The following is a 21,711-nucleotide window of genomic DNA, read 5'->3' on the forward strand; positions in this document are numbered from 1 at the left end:
TGTTCCCGGCCCCGCTTAGTTCAGCGCCGGAACGAAGGTCGGCGGCGTGTCGGTGATCAGCACCCGCTTGCCGTCGGCAAAGCCCATCACCGGCACGGCTTTGACCGGATAGCCCTTCTTCTCGGCGAAGGAGATCGTCGGCGCGGTGGTGCCCGGATAGCCGCCAGGCGCGCGGATCGCCTCGCGTAAGGCGGCGGGGTCGACGGTGCCGGCCTTTTTCGCCGCTTCGTAGCTGATCTGCACCATGTCGGCGCCGAGCGCGTCGAAGATGCCGTTGATCTTGTAGCCGTCGGCCTTGCACTGGGCGAGGAACTTGTCGATCGGGCCGTCGACGCCGGTCGCGCCATGGGTCGCGAACATCACCTTTTCCAGCGACTTCGGATCGCCGACCGTGCCTTCCAGCGACTTGTCGTCGAAGGCATCGCAGCCCGCCACCCACCCCTCGTAGCCGTTGGCGCGCAATTGCCGGATCAGGATGCCGACATCGGGCAGCACTGCGCAGATATGGATCGCGTCCGGCTTCTGTGGCAACGCCTTGATCGAGGCGATCTGCGGGGACCAGTCGGTGGTGCCGTAGGAATAGTTGAATTTGCCGACCACCTTGCCACCGAGATGTTCGAACACCTCGCCGAACCACTCCGGCAGCTTCTCCGAGTAGGACCCGGCATCGGGTGACACCATCAGCGCGACGGTCCGCGCGCCTTTGCCGTAAAGCGCGTTGGCGGTGGCCGAGGCATTGATCGGATCGGGCACCGCGCCGGCGATGAAGTTGTCGAGCCCAGCCTGCTGCATCTCGAGCTGCGTGTTCGGAGCCGAGAACACGGTGGCGCCATAAGGCTGCGCGGTCTGCGCCATCGGGATCAGCGCATCGGGAAACGGCACGCCGGTGATCACCTGCGCGCCGGCATCGAGGAATTTCTGGCCGAGCGAGACCGAAAGCTGCGGATCGGAGCGGTTGTCCTCAATCATCAGTTCGACCTTGGGGTCGTTGGCGCCGGCAGCCTTGTTCAGCCTGTCGGCCATGCAGCGCGCGCCCTCGGCCTCGCTATAGGGCGCGTAGGCGCCGGTCATGGCGACCGCAAGCCCGATCTTCAGATCGGCGGCGCCTGCATGCCCGGCCTGCAGCAGTCCCGCGGTCAGCACCGCGGCTCCTAGCAAAATCTTTTCCATTCTACCCCTCCTTCCTCTCATTGCGGTTGTTCTTCCGGGCCTTCAGGCCGTCTCCGACTGCCCGACATAGACCTCGATGACGCGCGGATCGCGCCACACGTCTTCCGTCTCGCCCGAGGCGATCACCTGGCCCTGGTCCATCACGCAAAGCCGGTCGCAGAGCCGGTTGATGAAGCGCAGGTCGTGATCGATGACGATGGTCGCGCAGCCGACGTCGCGGCGAATGCCTTCGATGGCGATGGCCAGCGTCTCCGACTCGGCCTCGTTGAGACCGGCGGCCGGTTCGTCGAGCAACAACAGCGACGGCCCAAGCGCCAGCGCGCGTGCGATCTCGAGCCGGCGCTGGCTGCCATAGGGCAGCGTTCCGGCCGGGCTGTCGGCGAAGCCTGCGAGCTCATATTGCTGCAGAAGCTGATCGACGCCGATGCGCATGGCGGCATCGGGGCGCACGGCCCGACAAGTGATATGCGCGACCTCGACATTCTGCCGTACAGTCAGGTCCTTGAATAATCTGATGGTCTGGAAGGTGCGGCCGACCCCTGCCCGCGCGCAATGCTCTGGGCTGCGGCCGGTGATCTCTTCGCCCGCGAGGCGCACGCTGCCGCTGTCCGGCTTGAGCACGCCCGAAATGGCGTTGACGAGGGTGGATTTGCCGGCGCCGTTCGGACCGATGAGACCGAGGATCTCGCCGGCCTCGCAGGTCAGCGAGGCGCTGCGCAACGCCTGCACGCCGCCGAATGTCTTGCTGACTGCCTCAACCGACAGCATCGGTCATCTCTCCCATTCCCGGCCGCTGGCTGTTCTCCTGTCGGCCGGTCAAAAGGATGCTAGTCCCCCGACTTTTCCATAACAAGTATTTTTTTCCATTCTAGAAAAATTCTTGAGCGGAAGGGCTGAGGCCCGTCGGTCAGACGCCTGCTCCCGGTGGCAGCCCGTCGCGCGGCACCGTGTTCGACATCAGCATGATGACGGGCTCGTCGCCGAGCGCCACATAGGCGTGCTGCATTTCGCCGTCGAACAGGATGCTGTCGCCGGGCTGCAGGACGCTCGGGTCGTAGTGGAGCGTGTGGAGCTGCAGGCTGCCGCTCAACACATGGATGAACTCCTCACCCGAATGGCTGCGCCAGCCGCCGTTTTCCTCGAAGGTTCTGGCGCGCAACGTCACGCGCCAGAAAATGTTGGTCTTGTCGCGGAAATCGCTGCACAAGACCTCGAATTCCATGGCGTTGCCTTCGTGCAGGATGCCGCTGCCGGCGCGCGTGATCGAGCGGCGCGCCTGCGGCCCGGGCTTCGGGCTGAACAGGAAGGAGGCCACCGGCACGTGCAGCACGCCGGCAATCATCAGCGCGATATCGACGGTCAACCTGGCCTTGCCGTTCTCCAGCTTCGAGAGCTGGGACACGGAAAGGCCGGAGCGCTCGCTGAGATCGCGCAAGGTGATGTTCTGCTGCTTGCGCGCGTCGCGGATCTTGCTGCCCACATTGCCTTGCATCGTCCACGCCCTTGGCTGTCGTGTTTCCAATTCGACAAGCTCTAGCGTTCCGATATTTGAGCGTCCAGCCTTCAGACGGCTACGGCTGATTGCGGCCATAGGGATATCGCGACGGTGGCAAAGGCAGCCTCTAGGACGCGGCTGACGCGTTCGAAAGTTTCCGGATCGGCAAGCAAGTCGTTGCGCAGCTCGAGGTAGAGGCAGGGCCGGCCCTGCTGCAGCCCGTGCCGGTTCAAGGTGTAGCCGACAGCCTGGCGCCAGTCGTAAGGTTCATTATCGCCGATTCTGAAGCCTGCTTCCGGGCCTTGGGCCCTGAGCGTTTTCAGCACCGAGGCGACGAAGGACGACTGTTCCCGCCACAGCACGCCGATATCCACATTGCGCTTCACCCCGCCCATCACCGGCGTGAAGGAATGCACCGAGATCAGCGCGCGCCTGCCGGCAGCGGCTTCGATGATTGCCCGTTCGACCGGCGCCCAGGCGACGAGCTTGCGCAGTCTCGCATCCGCCACGTCCACAGCGAGATTGCCCGGCACAGGGATGCCGCCGAGGTCGGGCCGCATGAAGTCCCACTCCTCGGCGGGGCGGTTATAGTCGAGGAACAGCCGTGAATAGCGCGCGATCACCGCCGGCGCCCGCAGCGTTCGCGAGAGCCGGCGCGTCAGCGCGTCGACGCCGATGTCCACCGCGAAATGCGTGCCGAGATAAGGCTCCGCCAGGCCAAGGTCGCGCCACGGCGCCGGCACGACGTTGCCGGCATGCTCGGCAATCAGAAGATAGGGGCTGGCCGCATCCGGCAGCAATCGTTCCACCCCGGCCGCGGCAAGCGCCGCGACGGCCTCGTCGCCAAGCTTTTCAAGGTCCCGCACGACCGGATGCCGCTGGCGGTCAGGCGATGACGGAGCGGACATGATAAGCCTTCGCCGCCGTCGCCTCGATGAGGCCGGCGCGCCCGTTGGCGCGGCCAAGACCGGAATTCTTGATGCCGCCCCAGGGCAGATAAAGGTCGGCGTGATCGCATCGGTTGAGATAGACGGTGCCGGCCTCGACTTCGTCGAGCAAGGCCACGCCGCGTTCGACATCGCGCGTCCAGATCGAGGCGCTGAGGCCGTAGTCGCTGTCGTTCATCAGGCGGATCGCCTCGTCGTCGCCGCCGACGGCCTGGACGCAGGCCACCGGCCCGAACAGCTCGTCGCGCATGATCGGCATGCTGTGGTCGACGCCGGTCAACACCTCCGGCGCGACATAGGCGGTCCCGAGGCTTGCCGCCTTGCGCGCGCCATCCTGCGGCATCAGGCGCTTCGCCCCTGCTCGCACCGCGCCTTCGGTCAGGTCGCGGATGGTGTCGGCCGCGACCGCGCGCACCACCGGGCCGACCATCGGCTTTTCAGCGATCGGATGGCCGATCGACCACTTCGCCGTCTCGGCGACCAGCGCCTCGACGAAACGGTCGTGAATCAGGCGGTCGACATAGATTCGCTCCACCGAGCAGCAGGACTGGCCGGCGTTGGAATAGGTGCCCTCTGCGATCAGCGGAACCGCCGCCTCGAGGTCGGCGTCGGAGCGCACATAGGTCGGATCCTTGCCGCCAAGCTCGAGATGGACCTGGGTGAAGTTGCCGGCCGCCGCCGCATGCACGCGCCGGCCGCCATTGACCGAACCGATGAAATTGACGGCGTTGAAGACGCCGGAAGCGATCAGCCGCTCCGCATCCGGATGGTCGAGATGCAGACACTGGAAGACCCCTTCCGGCCCGCCGGCCGCGCGAAAAGCCTCCTCGGCGAGCTCCGCGATCAGCGGCGTCTGCGGCGAATGCTTGAAGATCACCACATTGCCCGCGGCAAGCGGCGACGTGACCAGATAGCCGAGCATGGCGGTCGGGTAGTTCCAGGCGCAGATCGAAAGATGTAGGCCGCCGGCCACCGGCTTGGCATAGCGGCGGATGTTCTCGTCCGACGGATAGGGCATGTCGGCCAGCGTGTCCGGTGCAGCGCCTGCAAGCAACTCGCCAATCAGCGCCAGGCGCGGCGTCTCGTCGGCTTGCCACAAGGGCCTGCCGATCTGCCACGCCACCGCCTCGGCCAGCGGAGCGGCGCGCGCCTTCATCTCCTCGCCGAAGCGCAGAAGGATCGCCAGGCGCTCGGCCAGCGGCGTGCGCCGCCAGCCCGGCAGCGCCGCGCGAGCGCGGGCGACGGCCGCCTCGATCGCGGCCCCGTCCGCATAGTTGCGCTGGGCATAGATCGAGCCGTCGACAGGAGAGGTCACCGAGAAGGTCCGGGCGCCGGAATGCAGGGTCATGGTCTTGGAATCCACCCAAAAGGAAGCTGTCAGCCACGGCACGATATCGCGATTTTCTATTTTGGCAAATTTTTTCGAATACGGCTTGATGGATTTTTTGTCGGCCCCTATTGTCCCGCCATCGCGCCTTGGCGCAGAGATAGCGCCGCGCCTTGCAGCAAGAACCGAGGGGGGATGAATGGTCGTCTATGATTTCACGGGCCGGCATGCGGTCGTCACCGGAGCTGGCGGCGGGATGGGCGAAGCGATCGCGCTGGCGCTGCTCGATGCCGGCGCCTCCGTCACCGCCATCGACATCAAGCCGCGTCCGGCCTCCCTCGCCTCGTATGACGACCGGCTCACCTTCGCCCAGGGCGATTTGACCGACGCGGCCTTCGTGGAACGGACCATCGGTGCGGCGGGCCGCGAGCGTGGCGGCATCGACTATCTCGCCAATGTCGCCGGCGTATTGTGGTTCGGCCGCGACAAATCGGCGCTCGAAATGGATCTCGATGTCTGGGATCAGGTCTTCAACATCAACTTGAAATCCTTCGTGCACACCGCACGCGCGGTCGTTCCGCAGATGCGCGCCGGCGGCCGCGGCGGCGCCATGGTGCATTTCTCGACCATTCAGTGGTATCGCGGCGACCCGAAGCCTCAGGATGCCTATCAGGCCTCGAAGGCAGGCGTCTGCGCGCTGTCGAAGTCGCTTGCCATGCAGCTTGCCGGCAACGGCATCCGCTCCAACGCGATCTGCCCCGGCATGGCGCTGACGCCGCTGCAGGCGCGCTGGGACACCGAAGAAAAGCGCGCCGCCGTGGCGAATTATACGCCGCTCGGCCGCATCGGCACGCCGCAGGACATGGCAAACGCCGCGCTCTTCCTGCTCTCGGACGCCGCGAGCTATATCACCGGCATAGAGCTTGCCGTCGACGGCGGCCTGCTGATGCGGATGTAAGCCCGGCGACAGTCGGAGGCGGCGTCAGGCCGCGACAGCCGTCCCCTGGATCGCCCGGCCCCAGTCGAGCAGCGGCTTGGCGCCAAGCGTGAAGCCGACGAGATCGTCGACCAGCGCCGGCGAATGGATCGTCGCCGGATCGATGTCGTGCCGGACCACGAAATGCCGGTTGCGCACCGCCTGGGCGAGATCCTCGTCACCGACATCCTCGAAACCGCGCGGCACCCGCTTCAGGCGGTCTTCCGCATCGAGCTCCAGGCCGGCCTTCTTGAGCGATGCGACCATGCCGCGGAACGCGGCCGGCTTGGTCACGATCGCCTTGCGCATCGCCTGCAGCAATTCAGGCGCCGGCTGCCACCAGGCCACACCCGCGAAGCAGCGCTCGAGCCCGATATGCACGTAGAAGACGCCCTGCTCCATCTTGGTGCCGTCGGGCGACAGAATCGCCGAGAGATGCCGATTGTAGGGCCGCTTGTCCTTGGAAAAGCGCACGTCGCGATTGATGCGGAACAGCGATTTCTTGCGGTCGCCGCGCAAGCCGAGCTTGGCCGCCTCGAAACGCTCTGTGAGCGTCTCGACCAGATCGCAGAACGGCCCATGCAGCTCGCTGTCGTAAAGGTCGCGGTTTTCCTGGAACCACTCACGGCTCTGGTGGAAGTCGAGCGCCTTCAGGAACGGAATGGCCTTCGGCCCAAAACCCTTGAACGCTCCAGTCATTAGCCGCCCCTGCCGATCCGCTGCAGCCATGTGTCCTCGTCGATCACCTCGATGCCGAGATCGCTCGCAACTTTCAGCTTCGAGCCGGCGCCCGGACCCGCCACCACCAGGTCTGTCTTGGCCGAAACCGAGCCCGCGACCTTGGCGCCGAGCCGCTCCGCCATCGCCTTGGCTTCCGAACGCGTCATCTTTTCCAGCGAGCCGGTGAACACCACCGTCTTGCCCGAGACTTCGCTGCCGGCCGAGATTTCCATGACGTAGGGTTTCGGATGAACCTGCGTCAGCAAGGCGTCCAGCACGTCGTCATTGCGCTCATTGCCGAAGAAGTCGCGCAACGCGTTGATCACCGTATCGCCGATGCCATTGATCGATGGGAACACGCTGTGCGGATCCTCGGCCTTCGCCGTCTCCTTGCCGATACGGATCAGCTCCTCGATGGTCGAGAATTGGCGGGCAAGCACGGCCGCCGTGGTCTCGCCGATATGGCGGATGCCGAGCGCGAAGATGAAACGGTCGAGCTCCGGCTCGCGGCGCGCGTCGATGGCCGAAAACAACTTGTCGAGACCTTCATAATTACGCTCCTCGACGCTGCGAACATTCTTGCGCGCCTTGCCCGAGGCTTCCTCGCGCAGCCTCGCCTGCTCCTCCCGTCGCTCGGCCAGCGCCCTGGTGACGGCGGGCCTTCGGTCCTTCAGCGTGAAGATATCGGCGGCGGTCTTCACCAGCCCCGAATTGAAGAACAGGTCGATGTTTTCGGCACCGAGGCCTTCGATGTCGAGCGCGCCGCGCGACACGAAGTGACGCAGCCTTTCGACCGCCTGCGCGGCGCAGATCATCTCGCCGGTGCAGCGCCGGCGCGAATCCTCCTTGCCCGTCTTCTCGTTGATCTCGCGCGTCGCCGGCGAGCCGCAGACCGGGCAGGTATGCGGGAATTCATAGGGCACCGCGCCAGCGGGCCGCTTATCGATGACGACGCTGACAATCTGCGGGATGACATCCCCTGCCCGCTGGATGACCACCGTGTCACCGATACGCACGTCGATGCCGTCGCGGATCGGCTGGCCGTTGCTGTCGAAACCTTTGATGTAGTCTTCATTGTGCAGCGTGACATTCTCGACCACCACGCCGCCGACCGTGACCGGCGCAAGCCGCGCCACCGGCGCCAGCGTGCCGGTTCGGCCGACCTGGATGTCGATCCTCTCGACGGTCGTCATCGCCTGCTCGGCCGGAAATTTGTGGGCGACCGCCCAGCGCGGCTCGCCGGTGACGAAACCCCAGCGGCGCTGCAGCTCGAGCTGGTCGACCTTGTAGACGACGCCGTCTATGTCGTAGCCGAGCGAGGAGCGCTGCTCCTCGATGCGGTGGTAATGCGCGATCAGGTCGTCGATGGACTTCGCCCGCACCATCAGCGGGCTGACCTTGAAGCCCCATTCCTTGAACTTCTGTACGGAATCGAACTGCGTCGGCGCTGGGTCCGCTGTCGTATAGCCCCAGGCATAGGCGAAGAATTTCAGATTGCGGCTGGCGGTGACCGATGGATCCTTCTGGCGCAGCGACCCTGCAGCCGTGTTGCGCGGATTGACGTAATCCTGGCCGCCGACCGCCGCTGAACGCTGCTTCAAAGCCTCGAATTCGGCATAGGTCATGTAGACCTCGCCGCGGATCTCGATGATTTCCGGCCAGCCCGAACCCTGCAACTTCTTCGGGATGTCGGCAATCGTTTTCAAATTGGCGGTGATGTCCTCGCCGACCGTGCCGTCGCCACGCGTCGCGCCCTGCACGAACACGCCGCTCTCGTAGCGCAACGAGGCCGACAGCCCGTCGATCTTCGGTTCGGCGGTGAAGGCGATGTCGAGGTCCTTGTCGCGGTCGAAGAAACGCCTTCCGCGCTCGATGAAATCGGCGACGTCCTGGTCGGTATAGGCCTTGGCGAGGCTCAGCATCGGCACCGCGTGCCGCACCTTGGTAAAGCCCTCCGCGGGCGGGGCGCCGACCCGCCGCGTCGGCGAATCCTCGCGCACGAGATCGGGGAAGCGCTCTTCGATTGCGAGGTTGCGCCGGCGCAGCGCATCATACTCGGCATCGGTGATCGTCGGCGCGTCCTCCGTGTGATAACGCCGGTCATGCTCGGCAATCTCCGCCGCCAGTTGCTTCAGCTCATCCGCGGCTTCGCCTTCACTCAACGAATCGACGGGTTTTTCCGACATGCATCAGTCCTTGGATTGTGGCGCGCCACTATAAATCAGGATTTGACGGCAGGGAGTGGGCTTGCGCACAAATCATTGCTGAACAGCACGATGCAGCCATCTGCTGACTCGGACTGGAACCGAAGAGGTCCAACCTTCTATGCGGCAGCCGTATTCTCGCGCAGCAACCGCTCCGCTGCCGCGCGAGCTTCGTCGGTGATGGTGGCGCCGGCCAGCATGCGCGCGATTTCTTCCTGGCGCGCCGCGCGGTCCATTTCGGCAATGCCGGTGGCGACGCGGTCCTTGCCGCCGGATTTGGAGATCAGGAAATGCGTTGCGGCGCGTGCCGCAACCTGCGGCGCATGCGTCACGGAAAGCACTTGCACCCGTTTCGACAGCCGCGCCAGCCGCTGGCCGATAGCGTCGGCCACCGCGCCGCCTACGCCGGTGTCGATCTCATCGAACACCAGGGTCGGCGCCGAGCCGCGATCGGCCAGCGCCACCTTCAGCGCCAAAAGGAAGCGCGAGAGCTCGCCACCGGAAGCGACCTTCATCATCGGTCCCGGCCGGGTGCCCGGATTGGTGCGCACCCAGAATTCGACCTGGTCGATGCCTTCTTCCATGCGGCTTTCGGCATCGCTTCCCATCTCGACGATGAACTCGGCCCGTTCGAGCTTGAGCGCCGGCAGTTCCGCCATAACAGCCTTGGTCAGACCCGCCGCCGCCGCATGGCGCAGCGACGACAGCTGCGCCGCGGAAATATCGTAGGCCTCGCGCGCCGCGGCGGCCTGCTTGGCCAGCGCGTGCAGCCGCTCCTCGCCGGCATCGAGGTCGGCAAGATCGGCCACCATCGTGTCGCGCAGCTGCGCCAGATCGTCGACCGCGACACTGTGCTTGCGCGAGGCGGCGCGCAGCGCAAACAGACGCTCTTCCGCCTTCTCCAGACGCTGCGGATCATATTCGGTGGCGCGAAGTGCTGCTTCCACGCCGGACTGCGCGGCGTCGAGCGAGATCATCGCTTCGTCGAGCGATTTCACCACGTCGTCGAGCAGGCCGGGGGCTTCGCTGGACTTACGCTGCAGCCGCCGCAACAGGCTGGCGAGTTGCGGCAAGGGCGAGGACGGCCCCGACAGCACATCCTGCGCATCATGGATCTCGGCGGCGATCTTTTCGACGCGCATCATCGTCGCGCGCAATTCCGCAAGCTCCGTTTCCTCGCCCGGCTGCGGGTCGAGTCTTGCGAGCTCGGCCACGGAAGCGCGCAGATAATCGGCTTCGCGCGCCGCCGCCTCGACCTTGGCGCGATGCCGGGAAAGCTCCTGCTCGCAGTTTCGCCAGTACCGCCAGGCTTCGCCCGTGCCGCGCACGGCGCCCAGATGGCCGCCGAAACTGTCCAGCAATTCGCGATGCGCGCCGGGATCGACCAGCGCCCGCTCGTCATGCTGGCCATGGATCTCGACCAGCGCGCGGCCGACATCGCGCATCAGGGTGACGCTGGAGGGCTGGTCGTTGACGAAGACGCGGGTGCGGCCATCGGCGGTCTGTACGCGGCGCAGGATGATGTCGCCATCGTCCTCGATGTCGTTTCCGGCGAGCAACGCGCGCGCCGGATGGTTGCGCGGCACATCGAACACCGCGATGACCTGGCCTTGCGCGGCGCCATGGCGGACGAGCGAGGCATCGCCGCGCGCCCCAAGCGCCAGCGACAACGCATCGAGCAGGATGGATTTACCGGCGCCGGTTTCGCCGGTCAGCACCGAAAGCCCAGGCAGGAAGTCGATGTCCAGCTTCTCGATCAGGACGATATCGCGGATCGACAGTCTGGACAGCATCGCAAGCTTCAGGCGCCGGTGATCAGCTTCCCGGCCTTGGAAATCCACGATCCGGCATTTTCGCGGGGTTCAAGCCCGTTGCTCTGCAGGAGCTTGTAGGAATCCTTGTACCACGGGCTGTCCGGATAGTTGTGACCAAGCACCGCCGCGGCCGTCTGCGCTTCCGAGGTCAGGCCCATCGCATAGTAGGACTCGGTCAGGCGCGCGAGCGCCTCCTCGACATGGCGGGTGTTGGAATAGTTCTCGACCACGGTGCGGAAACGCTTCACGGCGGCGATGTATTCGCGGCGCTCCAGATAGTAGCGGCCGACCTGCATCTCCTTGCCGGCGAGTTGGTCGCTGGCGAAGCGGATCTTGTCCTTGGCGTCGCCGACATATTCGGAGTTCGGCCAGCGTGTCACCAGATCCTGCATGGTCTGGATGGTCTGGCGCGCTTCCTTCTGGTCTTGGGTGACGTCCTTGATCTGCCGATAGTAGGAGAGGCCGATGATGTACTGCGCGTAAGCCGCGTCGTCTGTCGAGGGATAGAGGGTCAGGTAGCGTTTGGCCGAACCGATCGCCTCGTCGTAATTGCCGGCGCGATAATCGGCGAAAGCGCCCATCACCATCGATTTGCGTGCGAATTCCGAATAGGGATGCTGGCGGTCGACCGCGTCGAACTTCTTGCTCGCCTCATCGAGGCGGCCGGCATTCATGTTGGCCAGGCCCTGGTTGTAGAGAACGTCGGCCGGCTCGGTCTGGTCGACATAGGTCGCCAGGTTGACATCCTTCTCGGAGGACATGCAGGCCGACAGCACGAGCGCGGGAGCAACCACCGACAGCGCCAGCAAAACACCCCGACGCGGCGCTACCGATTGACCAACTCGCGAAAAAAACATGTTTGGATTCCGCCCCTTCGGCGTCGTTTCGGTCCGGGCCGAAGCCATAAACCATTATCCCCTTGCCCGGCAACGCTATGTCCGGCCAATCGCACATTTTTGTGGCGGGCTGACGCTACGCCGGAGGTTCTGCAATTTCAGCGATTCGTGATGCAATCATGCAACACAAGCCGCCCTACCAAACCAGAAAACGGTTAAAAATCAGATCACCCAAGGTGCGTAGACCGGCCCGCTGACGGCGATCATCTCGGCGACGCGGCCACGCTCGCGACGTCTCGTCTCTACGATCTCGAAGGCCGTCCGGTCGGAAAGCAGCCGGCGCAATGCCGAGGCATTCATCCGGTGGCCGCCGCGATAGGAGCGGAAGCAGCCGATGAAGCGCGCGCCGGCCAGTGCCAGGTCGCCCATCGCATCGAGCGTCTTGTGGCGGGCGAATTCATTGGGGTAGCGCAGCCCGCCGACATTGATGACGCGGTTGTCGTCGCCGATGACCAGCGAGTTTTCCAGCGACGAGCCGAGCGCGTAGCCGGCGGCCCAAAGCCGTTCGACATCCTTCATGAAGCCGAAAGTGCGGGCCCGCGCGATGTCGCGGCGGAAGATGTCGGGATTGATGTCGGAGGCGAATTGCTGGCGGCCGATCGCCGGGCTCTCGAAATCGATCTCGACCTCGAACCGCGTGCCGTCATAGGGGCGGAACTCCGCCCAGGACGCGCCGGCTTCCACGCGCACCGGCTTGACGATGCGGATATAGCGGCGCTTCACCGCCAGCGTCTCGATGCCGGCCTGGTCGATGGCTTCGACGAAAGCCGTGGCGCTGCCGTCGAGTATCGGGACTTCCGGACCGTCGATCTCGATGATGAGATTGTCGATGCCGAGGCCGAACACCGTCGCCATCAGATGCTCGACGGTGCCGATATGATCGCCGGCCGGATCGCCAAGCATGGTGCAGAGATCGGTGGCGCCGACTTCCGCGACCAGGGCGCGGAGCTCCCGGGCTTCGCCGCCATTCGAAAGATGAAAGACGATGCCCGTATCGGCGTCGGCCGGCAAGAAATGAACAGTGACGGTTTTGCCGCTATGGACGCCGATCCCAGCCAGCGTCACGCGCGATTTCACTGTCGTCTGATAGTCGTGCAAGAGCAACCCCATACGCCCTGAATGCCTGCGTCCGCTCCATCGGCCTTGGGTATCTTGCAGCCAGACTGATGGTCTGACGCTCGTGCAAAGGCGGCAAAATAAGCAAGAGCATGCGGCTCTGTATAATCGGCAGGCAGGGCTACTCCCCGAATCCCGGCAAACCGACTTTAGTCCGTGGCGAAGATAATGGTCCGCCCTGGAGACTCCAAATCACGGTTTCTTACCCCGTGTAACCACGGAAACGCATCAGAAACAGCTCGTAAAGCCTTGTTTTAAATGTCTTTTGCAAAAGTAACAGGCAGACGATTTCTCGTCTGCCTGTTAACAACTGTTATATACCGTTAACGATTGGCGGTCCGCCGTATCGATCAGTTGGCCTGGCGGCGCAGGAAGGCCGGGATTTCCAGCTGGTCGTCTTCCTGGACCGTGCGGGCCTGCGGCGTCAGCCGGCCCTGGTCGTCGAGCTGGCCGCGGCGCGGCGCATAGAGCGCAGGATCCTGGCTGGCGAGACGGCGCATCTCGGGCGCGGCCTGACGCAGCTTCGGCTCGCGCGGCTGCGCCGGCTGGAGCCGGGCCGGCTCTTCCTCGCGGCGGGTAAGGCCGTTGGTCAGCCGCTTGATCAGCCCCATCGGACCGCTGTTCTCATGGTCCGCCGGCCGGCTCTTGGCTTCGACTTCAGCCCTTACCACCGGCGGAAAGTCTTCCACGCGCGGCATACGCTGCGGCGCCGCGGCCACCGGCTGCGGCATCTCGCGCTGCGGCGCGGGCTGCTGCATGACCTGCTGCGGCACCACCGGCTGCGGCTGCGGCTGCGCAGGCGGGGCTTGGAAGATCTTGCTCTGCGGCCGGAAGTCGTCCATCGGCACGGCGCGCGGGTGCGCCATGGCGGCGGCATTTGCCTCGGCAAGCTGGATCGCCTCCGCGACCGGATCGGCCGCGCGCGGCTCATAGGCCTGCGGCTGAACCGGAGCGGGGCGGATTTCGGCCACCGGAGCCGCCGCCGGGCGGGCGGCCGGTTTCTGCGGCGCGCGGATCGAGATCGGCGCAGCCGCGATTTCGGCCGCCGACTTGTCGATGCCGGTGGCGACGACCGACACGCGGATCACGCCTTCCAGCTCTTCGTCGAAGGTGGCGCCCAGGATGATGTTGGCGTCCTGGTCGACTTCCTCGCGGATGCGGGTCGCGGCCTCGTCCACCTCGAACAGGGTGAGATCGCGGCCGCCGGTGATCGAGATCAGCAGGCCCTTGGCGCCCTTCATCGAGGTCTCGTCGAGCAGCGGGTTGGCGATGGCGGCTTCAGCGGCGGCCATCGCGCGGCCCTCGCCCGAAGCTTCGCCCGTGCCCATCATCGCCTTGCCCATCTCGCGCATCACCGAGCGGACGTCGGCGAAGTCGAGATTGATCAGGCCTTCCTTGACCATCAGGTCGGTTATGCAGGCGACGCCCGAGTAGAGCACCTGGTCGGCCATTGCGAAGGCATCGGCGAAGGTGGTCTTGTCATTGGCCAGCCGGAACAGGTTCTGGTTGGGGATGACGATCAGCGTGTCGACGCATTTCTGCAGTTCCTCGATGCCCATGTCGGCCGTCTTCATGCGGCGCTGGCCCTCGAAATGGAACGGCTTGGTGACGACGCCGACGGTGAGGATGCCCTTCTCGCGCGCCGCGCGGGCAACGACCGGAGCGGCGCCCGTGCCGGTGCCGCCGCCCATGCCGGCGGTGACGAAGCACATATGGGTGTTGGAGAGATGATCGATGATCTCGTCGATGCACTCTTCCGCCGCCGCGCGGCCGACTTCCGGCTGCGAGCCGGCGCCGAGGCCTTCGGTGACATGCGCACCGAGCTGGATCAGCCGCTCGGCCTTGGACATCGTCAGCGCCTGCGCGTCGGTGTTGGCCACCACGAACTCGACGCCGCGCAGGCCGGCTGTGATCATGTTGTTCACGGCATTGCCGCCGCCGCCGCCGACACCGAACACGGTGATGCGTGGCTTGAGCTCGGTGATGTCCGGCTTCTGCAGATTGATGGTCATTGTCTCCGTCCTTTGCCTTTCCCGCCGCCTCGCCGCTGCGGCCGCCTGTGGGGCTGTCCCCGTCAAATTAAAAACTGTCTCTCAACCACTGACTCATGCGATGCAGTTTTCCGCCCGTTCCGGTCATCCTGAAACCGGAAAGTCCTTTCGCCGAATGGCTCTCGAAGCTCGCCATCTGCGGATAGATCATCAGTCCGACCGGGGTCGAGAACGCCGGTCCCTTTGCCGCCTCAGGCAGCCCTGCGACGCCGAGCGGCCGGCCGATGCGCACATTGCGCCCGAGAATGCGGCGCGCCGCTTCCGGCAGGCCGGCGAGCTGGCTTGCGCCGCCGGTGAGCACCACCCGCTTGCCGACGGCATTGCCGTAGCCGGACTTGTTCAGCCGGTCGCGCAGAAGCTCCAGCGTCTCGTCGATGCGGGCGCGGATGATGCGCGTCATTACCGAGCGCGGGATCTGCAGCGGCACATCGCCTTCCTCGCCGATCGGCTGGATCGAGACGAGGTCGCGGTCGTGGGCGCTGCCGGGCAGCGCCGAGCCATGCATCACCTTCAGCCGTTCCGCGGCATCGAGCGAGGTCGACAGGCCCTTGGCCATGTCGAGCGTCACATGGTTGCCGCCGATGGCGATCGCGTCGCCATGGACGAACTTGCCCTCCGAGAAGACCGAGATGGTCGTCGTGCCGCCGCCCATATCGATGCAGGCTGCGCCCATTTCGAGCTCGTCGTCGACCAGCGAGGCAAGCCCGCTGGCATAGGGCGTCGCCACCATGCGCTCGACCGACAGATGCGAGCGGTTGATGCAAAGCTCCAGATTTCGCATCGGCGCCGCGTCGCCCGTCAGCACATGCATGTCGACGCCAAGCGCATCGCCCATCATGCCGCGCGGGTCGCGCATGCCGCGCTCGCCGTCGAGCGAGAAACCGACGGGCAGCGAATGGATCACCTCGCGCTCCGCCCTGAGCGCCTGTTTGGCGCCGGCGGCGAGCACGCGCTTGATGTCGACTTCCTCGACCTGATGACCGCCGAGATTGATGGTCGCCGAGAAGGCTTCGCTCTTCAGCCGGCCAGCCGTCATGTTGACGATGAGGGAATCGACGGTGAGCCCGGCCATGCGCTCGGCCGCATCGACGGCAAGCCGGATGGCATGCTCGGCGCGATCGAGATCGACCACCACGCCGGACTTCACACCTTGCGATTTCTGGTGGCCGATGCCGATCACCTGGATGCGATGCGAACGTCCGCGCAGCAGCTTGCCGTCCTCGTTCGGCTTCAGCTTCGCCACGACGCAGCAGACCTTGCTGGAGCCGACATCGAGCACCGTGAGCGTGCCCGACCGGCGCGAAGAAGCGTCGCTGCCGCCGCCAAGCCAGCTCATATCTTTCTCTCCACCTTGCGCTTGGCCAGGGACTTCGGCTTGTCGCTGAGCGCTGCTTCGCGCTGTGTCGCCGCTTCCGGCGACAGCTCCACGACGAGCCGGTCGGAAAGCCGCATGTCGACGGCGGCGATGTCGCGGGTCAGCAATCCGTTGTCATGGTCGATCTTGACGAGCTCGGCGATCGCCTGGTCCTCGCCGTCTTCCGGCAGCTTGATCGTGATGCCGTTCTCAAGCCTCAGGTCCCAGCGCCGTTCGCCGACCCGAATGTAGCCTTTGACCCGCGCCGCAAGCTCGGGATAGCGCTCGATCTTAGCGAGGAAGGCCGGCGCCATGGCCGGCGCGCCGGTGCCGATGATCAGCGGCAGCAGCGCCTGCTTGCCGCCCGAGAACGGCGCGATCATCTCGCCCGATCGCTCGATGACCGAGACCGAGGTGCCCTGCTGCCAAAGCGCGAAGGGCTGACGCTCCTCGATGCGCACTTCCAGCGTATGCGGGTAGATCTTGCGCACCGCGGCTCCCTCGACCCACGGCAGCGTCGCGATGCGCGCGCGCGCGGCCTCGGCGTCGAAGCCGATCAGCGAGGTCCAGCCGTCGAGGCCGAGCCGGTCCAGCACATCGATCTCGGAGGTCTGGCGGTTGCCGACCACCTTGATCTGGTCGACGGCAAAGCCGGTGCGCGCCGTGATGCCTTGCACGATGCTGTCGCCGTAGCCGCCGAGATAGGCGCCGTAGGCGCTGCTCGACGCGATCAGCGCGGCAGAAAGGATCGCCGCCGAAAAGCGCGGCGCCTCATACTCGCCGCCGCACAGGCGCGCCAGCACGCGCATCGGTCGACGGAGCTGACGCGGCAGCACGAAACGGTCGAATGACAGCGACATGCCGAACAGCGCGAAACCAGCCGCACCGACGCCATTACCCTGTCCCCACCTCAACGCAGACACGAAGCGTCCTCCACCATCCAACTCAACAAATCGCCGAACGAATGTCCCGCTTGCGCGGCGATTTCAGGCACCAGAGACGTCGGCGTCATGCCCGGCTGAGTGTTGACCTCGAGCCAGACAACCTCGCCGTTTTCGGAGTGGCGATCGTCGTAACGGAAGTCCGATCGGGAGACGCCCCGGCAACCAATGGCAAGATGAGCCTTGAGGGCCAGTGTCTGTATTTTTTGGTAAATATTCGGTGAAATTTTAGCAGGGATTTCGTGTTTTGATCCGCCGGGAACGTATTTTGAATCGTAATCGTAGAAGGAATGCCCGGTCGGGATGATCTCGCAGACGCCGAGCGCCACGTCGCCCATCACCGCGCAGGTCAATTCGCGGCCATGAATGTAGCGCTCGACCATGACGATCTCGCCATATTGCCATTCCGTGGAGCCGATCACCTGCGGCGGATGCGACTGCCCCTCATGCACGATGACCACGCCGAAGCTCGACCCCTCATTGACCGGCTTGACCACATAAGGCGGCTTCATCGGATGCTTGTTCTGGACGGCGAAACGGTTGACCACCTTCGACTCCGCGACCGGAATGCCGGACGCCTTGGCGATTTTCTTGGCCTGCTCCTTGTTCATGGCCAGGGCCGAAGCGAGCACACCCGAATGGGTGTAGGGAATTGCGAGATATTCGAGAATTCCCTGGATGGTGCCGTCCTCGCCGAACGGGCCGTGCAGCGCGTTGAAGGCGACGTCAGGCTTGAGCTCGGCAAGCACAGACCCGACATCGCGCGAAACATCGATCCGGGTGACCTGATAGCCTTCATTCTCGAGCGCATCCGCACACGCCTTCCCCGAGGACAGAGACACGGGCCGCTCCGAGGAGAATCCACCCAGGAGGACAACCACATGTTTCTTCTTCATCCCGTCATCCCCTCTCACGCCGGGCCTGCAACCGATATTCCCGCACCGCATTTCCAAACATTGAGTCCGAGCCCTCCGGCAGGTTGCCCCCCAGACGGAAAACGCGGCTTAACGCGTCGAACGACTCAAATCAGGAAACGCTTTAGGGCAGAGAATCAGAGAGTTGATTCGCTGGCAAGTACCTATGATTCCGAGAGATTCACTTTCCGCGAAAACAGCCGCAAAAAGTGAATTGTGAGTCTTTGAGGCAACGGTTCTACGGCTGTTTCAGATCGCTGGAAGTTCAAGCATCACATGAACTCAAGCCTAAGCTAAAGAAGCTGCCCGAGAAACTCCTGCACCGCATGGCCGGGCCTGAAATTGCCGAGGCGCTTGATCTCCCAGTGCAGCCGGATGCCCGAATTCTCGAGCACCCGCGCCCGCACCGTCTCGCCCAGATATTCGAGGTCGTAGCCGGTGGCCGTGCCGGTGTTGATCATGAAGTTGCAATGCATCGGCGACATCTGCGCGCCGCCGATCATCAGCCCGCGGCAGCCGGCCTTGTCGATCTCCTTCCACGCCGAGGTGCCTTCCGGATTCTGGAAGGTCGAGCCGCCGGTCTTCTCCCTGATCGGCTGCACCGTCTCGCGATGGTTCTGCACGGCATCCATTGCCGCCTTGATCGCCGCCTTGTCTTCCGCAAACCCTTCGAAAATGGCCGAGGTGAAGATCAGTCCTGCAGGCGCGGATGAATGGCGATAGGCATAGCCCATATCGGCATTGCTCAGCGTATGGAGATTGCCCCTGCGGTCCAGGGCCTTCACCTCGACGACCCGCTCACGCGTCTCGACGCCGTTGGCGCCGGCATTCATCCTGAGCGCTCCGCCGACAGCGCCAGGAATGCCGTGATAGAAATGGAAGCCGCCAATGCCGGCTTCATACGCCACCGCAGCGAGGCGCTTGTCCGGCGTCGCCGCGCCGGCTTTGATCGTGGTCGGCCCGGTGGTCTCGGCGTCGCCGAAACCCTTGGCCGAGAGCCTGACAACAAAACCGGGAATGCCGCCGTCGCGCACCAGAAGGTTCGAGCCGACGCCGACCACCACGACCGGTATCTCTTCCGGCACCGCGCGCAGGAAGGCCGCGAGGTCCTCCTCGTCGGCCGGCTGGAACAACGCCTCGGCGAGGCCACCGGCCCGGAACCAGGTGATCTTGTCCATCTCGGCGTTCGGCGTGATACGGCCACGCAGGCCGGCAAGCTTGTCGCCGAGTTTATCGATCAGGTCCTGGCCGCGCATCATGAGGGCGTCCCACCAAGTTCCTTGGGCAGCGCGTAAGCCCATTGCGTGATGTTGCCGGCGCCGAGGAAGACGACGAAATCGCCGGGCTTGGCAAGCTCGCGAATGGCGGGCGCGATTGCTGCCTGACCATCGATATAGCGTGCGTCGCGGTGGCCGCCGGAGCGGATGCGCGACACCAACGCGTCGGAAGTCACGCCTTCGATGGGTTCCTCGCCGGCCGCGTAGACCGGCGCCACCATGACCGTGTCGGCGTCGTTGAAGCAGACCGAGAATTCCTCGAAGAGATCGTGCAGCCGGGTGAAGCGATGCGGCTGCGCGATGGCGATGACACGCCCCTTGGTCGCGCTGCGCGCGGCCTTCAGCACCGCCGCGATCTCGACCGGGTGGTGGCCGTAATCGTCGAACACCTCGACACCGTTCCACGAGCCGGTACGGGTGAAGCGCCGCTTGACGCCCGCGAAGGACGAAAGGCCCTTCTTGATCGCCTCGGCCGAGAGGCCAAGCTCATGCGCCACCGCGATCGCCGCCGTCGCGTTGGAGACGTTGTGCCGGCCGGGCATCGGCAGGCGCAGGTCATTTATCGACGTCGTGCCCCGCCCCTTGCGATCGCGGATGACGATATCGAATTCGGAAATCGCGCCTTGCATGCGATGATTGGTGAAGCGCACGTCGGCCTGCGCGTTCTCGCCATAGGTGATGACGCGCCGATCCTCGATGCGGCCGACCAGCGCCTGCACTTCCGGATGGTCGGTGCACATCACGCCGAAACCGTAGAACGGCACGTTCTCGACGAACTGGCGGAACGCCTCGCGCACCTTGTCGAAGCTGCCATAGTGGTCGAGATGCTCGGGATCGATGTTGGTGACGACGGCGATGTCGGCCGGCAGTTTCAGGAAGGTGCCGTCGCTCTCGTCGGCTTCGACCACCATCCACTCGCCGTCGCCCATGCGGGCATTGGTGCCGTAGGCGTTGATGATGCCGCCATTGATGACGGTCGGGTCGAGCCCGCCGGCCTCGAGCAGCGTCGCCACCATCGAGGTGGTCGTCGTCTTGCCATGCGTGCCGCCGATGGCGACCGCCTGGCGGAAACGCATCAGTTCGGCCAGCATCTCGGCCCGGCGCACGATCGGCAAAAGCTTCTCGCGCGCGGCCTTGAGCTCAGGGTTGGATTTCTTGATCGCGGTCGAAACAACCACGACTTCGGCATCGCCGACATTCTCGGCCTTGTGGCCGACGAAGCATTCGATGCCCTTGTCGCGCAACCGCTGCACATTGGCGCCGTCGGCCTGGTCGGACCCTTGCACCTTGTAGCCCAGATTGTGCAGCACCTCGGCGATGCCACTCATGCCGATGCCGCCGATGCCGATGAAATGCACAAGGCCGATCGTCTGCGGCATCTTCATGGGCGCGTCCTCCTGTAGTCCGAAACCGTTTTGCCGGACGCAATAGCCTCTGTCAGATCGGCGAGCAACCGCGCCGCGTTCGGTTTCCCGGCCGAGCGGGCGGCGGCGACCATGGTCGCCAGCCGGTTCGGGTCCTTCATCAGCCCGCCGACCAGCTCGGCGATCCGCTCCGCCGACAGCGTCGACTGCGGATGAAGCTCCGCGCCGCCGGCAGCGGCAAGGGCCGCGGCATTCGCCGCCTGGTCGTGATCGAGCGCATGCGGATAAGGCACCAGCAGCGCCGGCCGGCCGATGACGGCGATTTCCGAAACCGTGGAGGCGCCGGAGCGCGACATCACCAGATGCGCCGCCGCCATGCGCGCCGCCATGTCGGTGAAGAAGGGCGAGACCTGCATGTCGACTCCGAGATCGGCATAGGCGGCCTTCACCCGCGCCACATCCTCGGCGCGCGCCTGCTGGGTGATGACCAGCCGCTTGCGCAGGTCTTGCGGCAGCAGCGCGATCGCCGCCGGCACGGCATCGGAAAAGAACTGCGCGCCCTGACTGCCGCCGAACACCAGGAAGCGGAACGGCTCGCCCTCGTTCGAAACCACGTAAGGCATTTTCGCCGCATCGAGGACCTGCGGCCTGACCGGATTACCGGTGGTCACCGTCTTTGCGCCGTCAGCGCTGGCGCCCTCCGGCAGGAAACCGCCGGCAATCGCATCCACGCGGCCGGCAAGCGCCTTGTTGGCGCGGCCCATGACGGCGTTCTGCTCATGGATCAGCGTCGGCACTTTTCGCCTTGTCGCGGCATAGAGCGGCGGCAGCGTCGGATAGCCGCCGAAGCCGACGACAGCCTCCGGCTTGATCCTGGCGATTACACGGCCGGCCTCCCGCACGCCCTGCCAGATCTTCCAGAAGGCCGAGAGCATGGCGACCGGGTTCTTCGAACCCAGCGTGGCCGAGGGGATGGTGTGAATGTCGGCTGCCGGGAAATGGCGGGAATAGCGCTCGGCGCGATTGTCGGTGGCAAGATGCACCTTCCAGCCGCGCTCGATCAGCTCATGCGCCAGCGCCTCGGCCGGAAACAGATGTCCGCCCGTTCCGCCGGCCGCAAGCAAGATGACACCCTTCGCCATCCT

17 protein-coding genes and 1 pseudogene are annotated in these 21,711 nt (G+C 65.0%); 1 reads left to right on the forward strand and 17 read right to left on the reverse strand.

Annotated elements, in window-relative coordinates:
* Positions 1–15: 15 nt before the first annotated feature.
* The 5 genes and pseudogenes from LB525_RS12265 to LB525_RS12285 all read right to left on the reverse strand — a co-directional run bounded on the left by LB525_RS12265 (position 16) and on the right by LB525_RS12285 (position 4,960).
* The gene (locus tag LB525_RS12265) at positions 16–1,170 is read right to left on the reverse strand and encodes an ABC transporter substrate-binding protein (protein WP_224522855.1); all 1,155 of its coding nucleotides are present in this window, start codon (positions 1,168–1,170) and stop codon (positions 16–18) included.
* A gap of 42 nt (positions 1,171–1,212) precedes the next feature.
* Positions 1,213–1,878: pseudogene (locus LB525_RS12270) on the reverse strand (ABC transporter ATP-binding protein); the annotation flags it as partial.
* Positions 1,879–2,077: 199 nt separating this feature from the next.
* Positions 2,078–2,662, reverse strand: a complete 585-nt coding sequence (locus LB525_RS12275; protein ID WP_095769008.1) for a helix-turn-helix domain-containing protein — start codon at positions 2,660–2,662, stop codon at positions 2,078–2,080.
* Positions 2,663–2,733: 71 nt separating this feature from the next.
* Positions 2,734–3,573, reverse strand: a complete 840-nt coding sequence (locus LB525_RS12280) for an N-formylglutamate amidohydrolase (RefSeq protein WP_224522857.1) — start codon at positions 3,571–3,573, stop codon at positions 2,734–2,736.
* Complete coding sequence (locus tag LB525_RS12285) at positions 3,551–4,960, reverse strand: aldehyde dehydrogenase family protein (RefSeq protein WP_224544818.1); 1,410 nt, start codon at positions 4,958–4,960, stop codon at positions 3,551–3,553. Before LB525_RS12285 ends, LB525_RS12280 begins: the two co-directional genes overlap by 23 nt.
* Before the next feature lie 178 nt (positions 4,961–5,138).
* On the opposite strand from LB525_RS12285, the gene LB525_RS12290 reads away from it, so the two are divergent.
* On the forward strand, positions 5,139–5,897 hold the full coding sequence (locus LB525_RS12290) for an SDR family NAD(P)-dependent oxidoreductase (RefSeq protein ID WP_224522859.1): 759 nt from the start codon (positions 5,139–5,141) through the stop codon (positions 5,895–5,897).
* Positions 5,898–5,921: 24 nt separating this feature from the next.
* Here the strand turns inward: LB525_RS12290 and LB525_RS12295 are convergent, their stop codons facing one another.
* The 12 genes from LB525_RS12295 to murG all read right to left on the reverse strand — a co-directional run bounded on the left by LB525_RS12295 (position 5,922) and on the right by murG (position 21,708).
* Positions 5,922–6,614: a DUF2461 domain-containing protein gene (locus LB525_RS12295; RefSeq protein ID WP_140839724.1), complete on the reverse strand. Its 693-nt coding sequence runs from the start codon at positions 6,612–6,614 to the stop codon at positions 5,922–5,924.
* Positions 6,614–8,821, reverse strand: coding sequence for an NAD-dependent DNA ligase LigA (gene ligA / locus LB525_RS12300; RefSeq protein ID WP_224522860.1), 2,208 nt, complete (start codon positions 8,819–8,821; stop codon positions 6,614–6,616). Before ligA ends, LB525_RS12295 begins: the two co-directional genes overlap by 1 nt.
* A gap of 137 nt (positions 8,822–8,958) precedes the next feature.
* Positions 8,959–10,632 carry a DNA repair protein RecN gene (gene recN / locus LB525_RS12305; RefSeq protein ID WP_140726825.1) on the reverse strand — a complete coding sequence of 558 codons (1,674 nt, stop codon included), beginning with the start codon at positions 10,630–10,632 and terminating at the stop codon, positions 8,959–8,961.
* An 8-nt stretch (positions 10,633–10,640) separates the two neighbouring features.
* Positions 10,641–11,510: an outer membrane protein assembly factor BamD gene (locus LB525_RS12310; RefSeq protein ID WP_140839719.1), complete on the reverse strand. Its 870-nt coding sequence runs from the start codon at positions 11,508–11,510 to the stop codon at positions 10,641–10,643.
* A 201-nt stretch (positions 11,511–11,711) separates the two neighbouring features.
* Positions 11,712–12,659 (reverse strand): UDP-3-O-acyl-N-acetylglucosamine deacetylase, encoded by a 948-nt coding sequence (gene lpxC, locus LB525_RS12315; protein ID WP_224544819.1) that lies wholly within the window; start codon positions 12,657–12,659, stop codon positions 11,712–11,714.
* A gap of 356 nt (positions 12,660–13,015) precedes the next feature.
* A complete protein-coding gene (ftsZ, locus tag LB525_RS12320) occupies positions 13,016–14,677 on the reverse strand; it encodes a cell division protein FtsZ (protein WP_224544820.1) in 1,662 nt (553 codons plus the stop codon).
* Between the two features lie 67 nt (positions 14,678–14,744).
* The gene (gene ftsA, locus LB525_RS12325) at positions 14,745–16,052 is read right to left on the reverse strand and encodes a cell division protein FtsA (RefSeq protein WP_224544821.1); all 1,308 of its coding nucleotides are present in this window, start codon (positions 16,050–16,052) and stop codon (positions 14,745–14,747) included.
* Positions 16,049–16,993, reverse strand: a complete 945-nt coding sequence (locus LB525_RS12330) for a cell division protein FtsQ/DivIB (protein WP_224544822.1) — start codon at positions 16,991–16,993, stop codon at positions 16,049–16,051. Before LB525_RS12330 ends, ftsA begins: the two co-directional genes overlap by 4 nt.
* Entirely contained in the window at positions 16,981–17,907 is a 927-nt protein-coding gene (locus tag LB525_RS12335) for a D-alanine--D-alanine ligase (protein WP_224544823.1), read from the reverse strand. The genes LB525_RS12330 and LB525_RS12335 overlap by 13 nt, the downstream gene beginning before the upstream one ends.
* A 311-nt stretch (positions 17,908–18,218) precedes the next feature.
* Complete coding sequence (murB, locus tag LB525_RS12340; RefSeq protein ID WP_224544824.1) at positions 18,219–19,184, reverse strand: UDP-N-acetylmuramate dehydrogenase; 966 nt, start codon at positions 19,182–19,184, stop codon at positions 18,219–18,221.
* Entirely contained in the window at positions 19,181–20,587 is a 1,407-nt protein-coding gene (gene murC, locus LB525_RS12345) for a UDP-N-acetylmuramate--L-alanine ligase (protein ID WP_140839709.1), read from the reverse strand. Before murC ends, murB begins: the two co-directional genes overlap by 4 nt.
* The gene (murG, locus tag LB525_RS12350; RefSeq protein WP_224544825.1) at positions 20,584–21,708 is read right to left on the reverse strand and encodes an undecaprenyldiphospho-muramoylpentapeptide beta-N-acetylglucosaminyltransferase; all 1,125 of its coding nucleotides are present in this window, start codon (positions 21,706–21,708) and stop codon (positions 20,584–20,586) included. The genes murC and murG overlap by 4 nt, the downstream gene beginning before the upstream one ends.
* Positions 21,709–21,711: the final 3 nt, after the last annotated feature.

Source organism: Mesorhizobium sp. CA16 (assembly GCF_020165175.1).
Classification (GTDB): Bacteria; Pseudomonadota; Alphaproteobacteria; order Rhizobiales; family Rhizobiaceae; genus Mesorhizobium.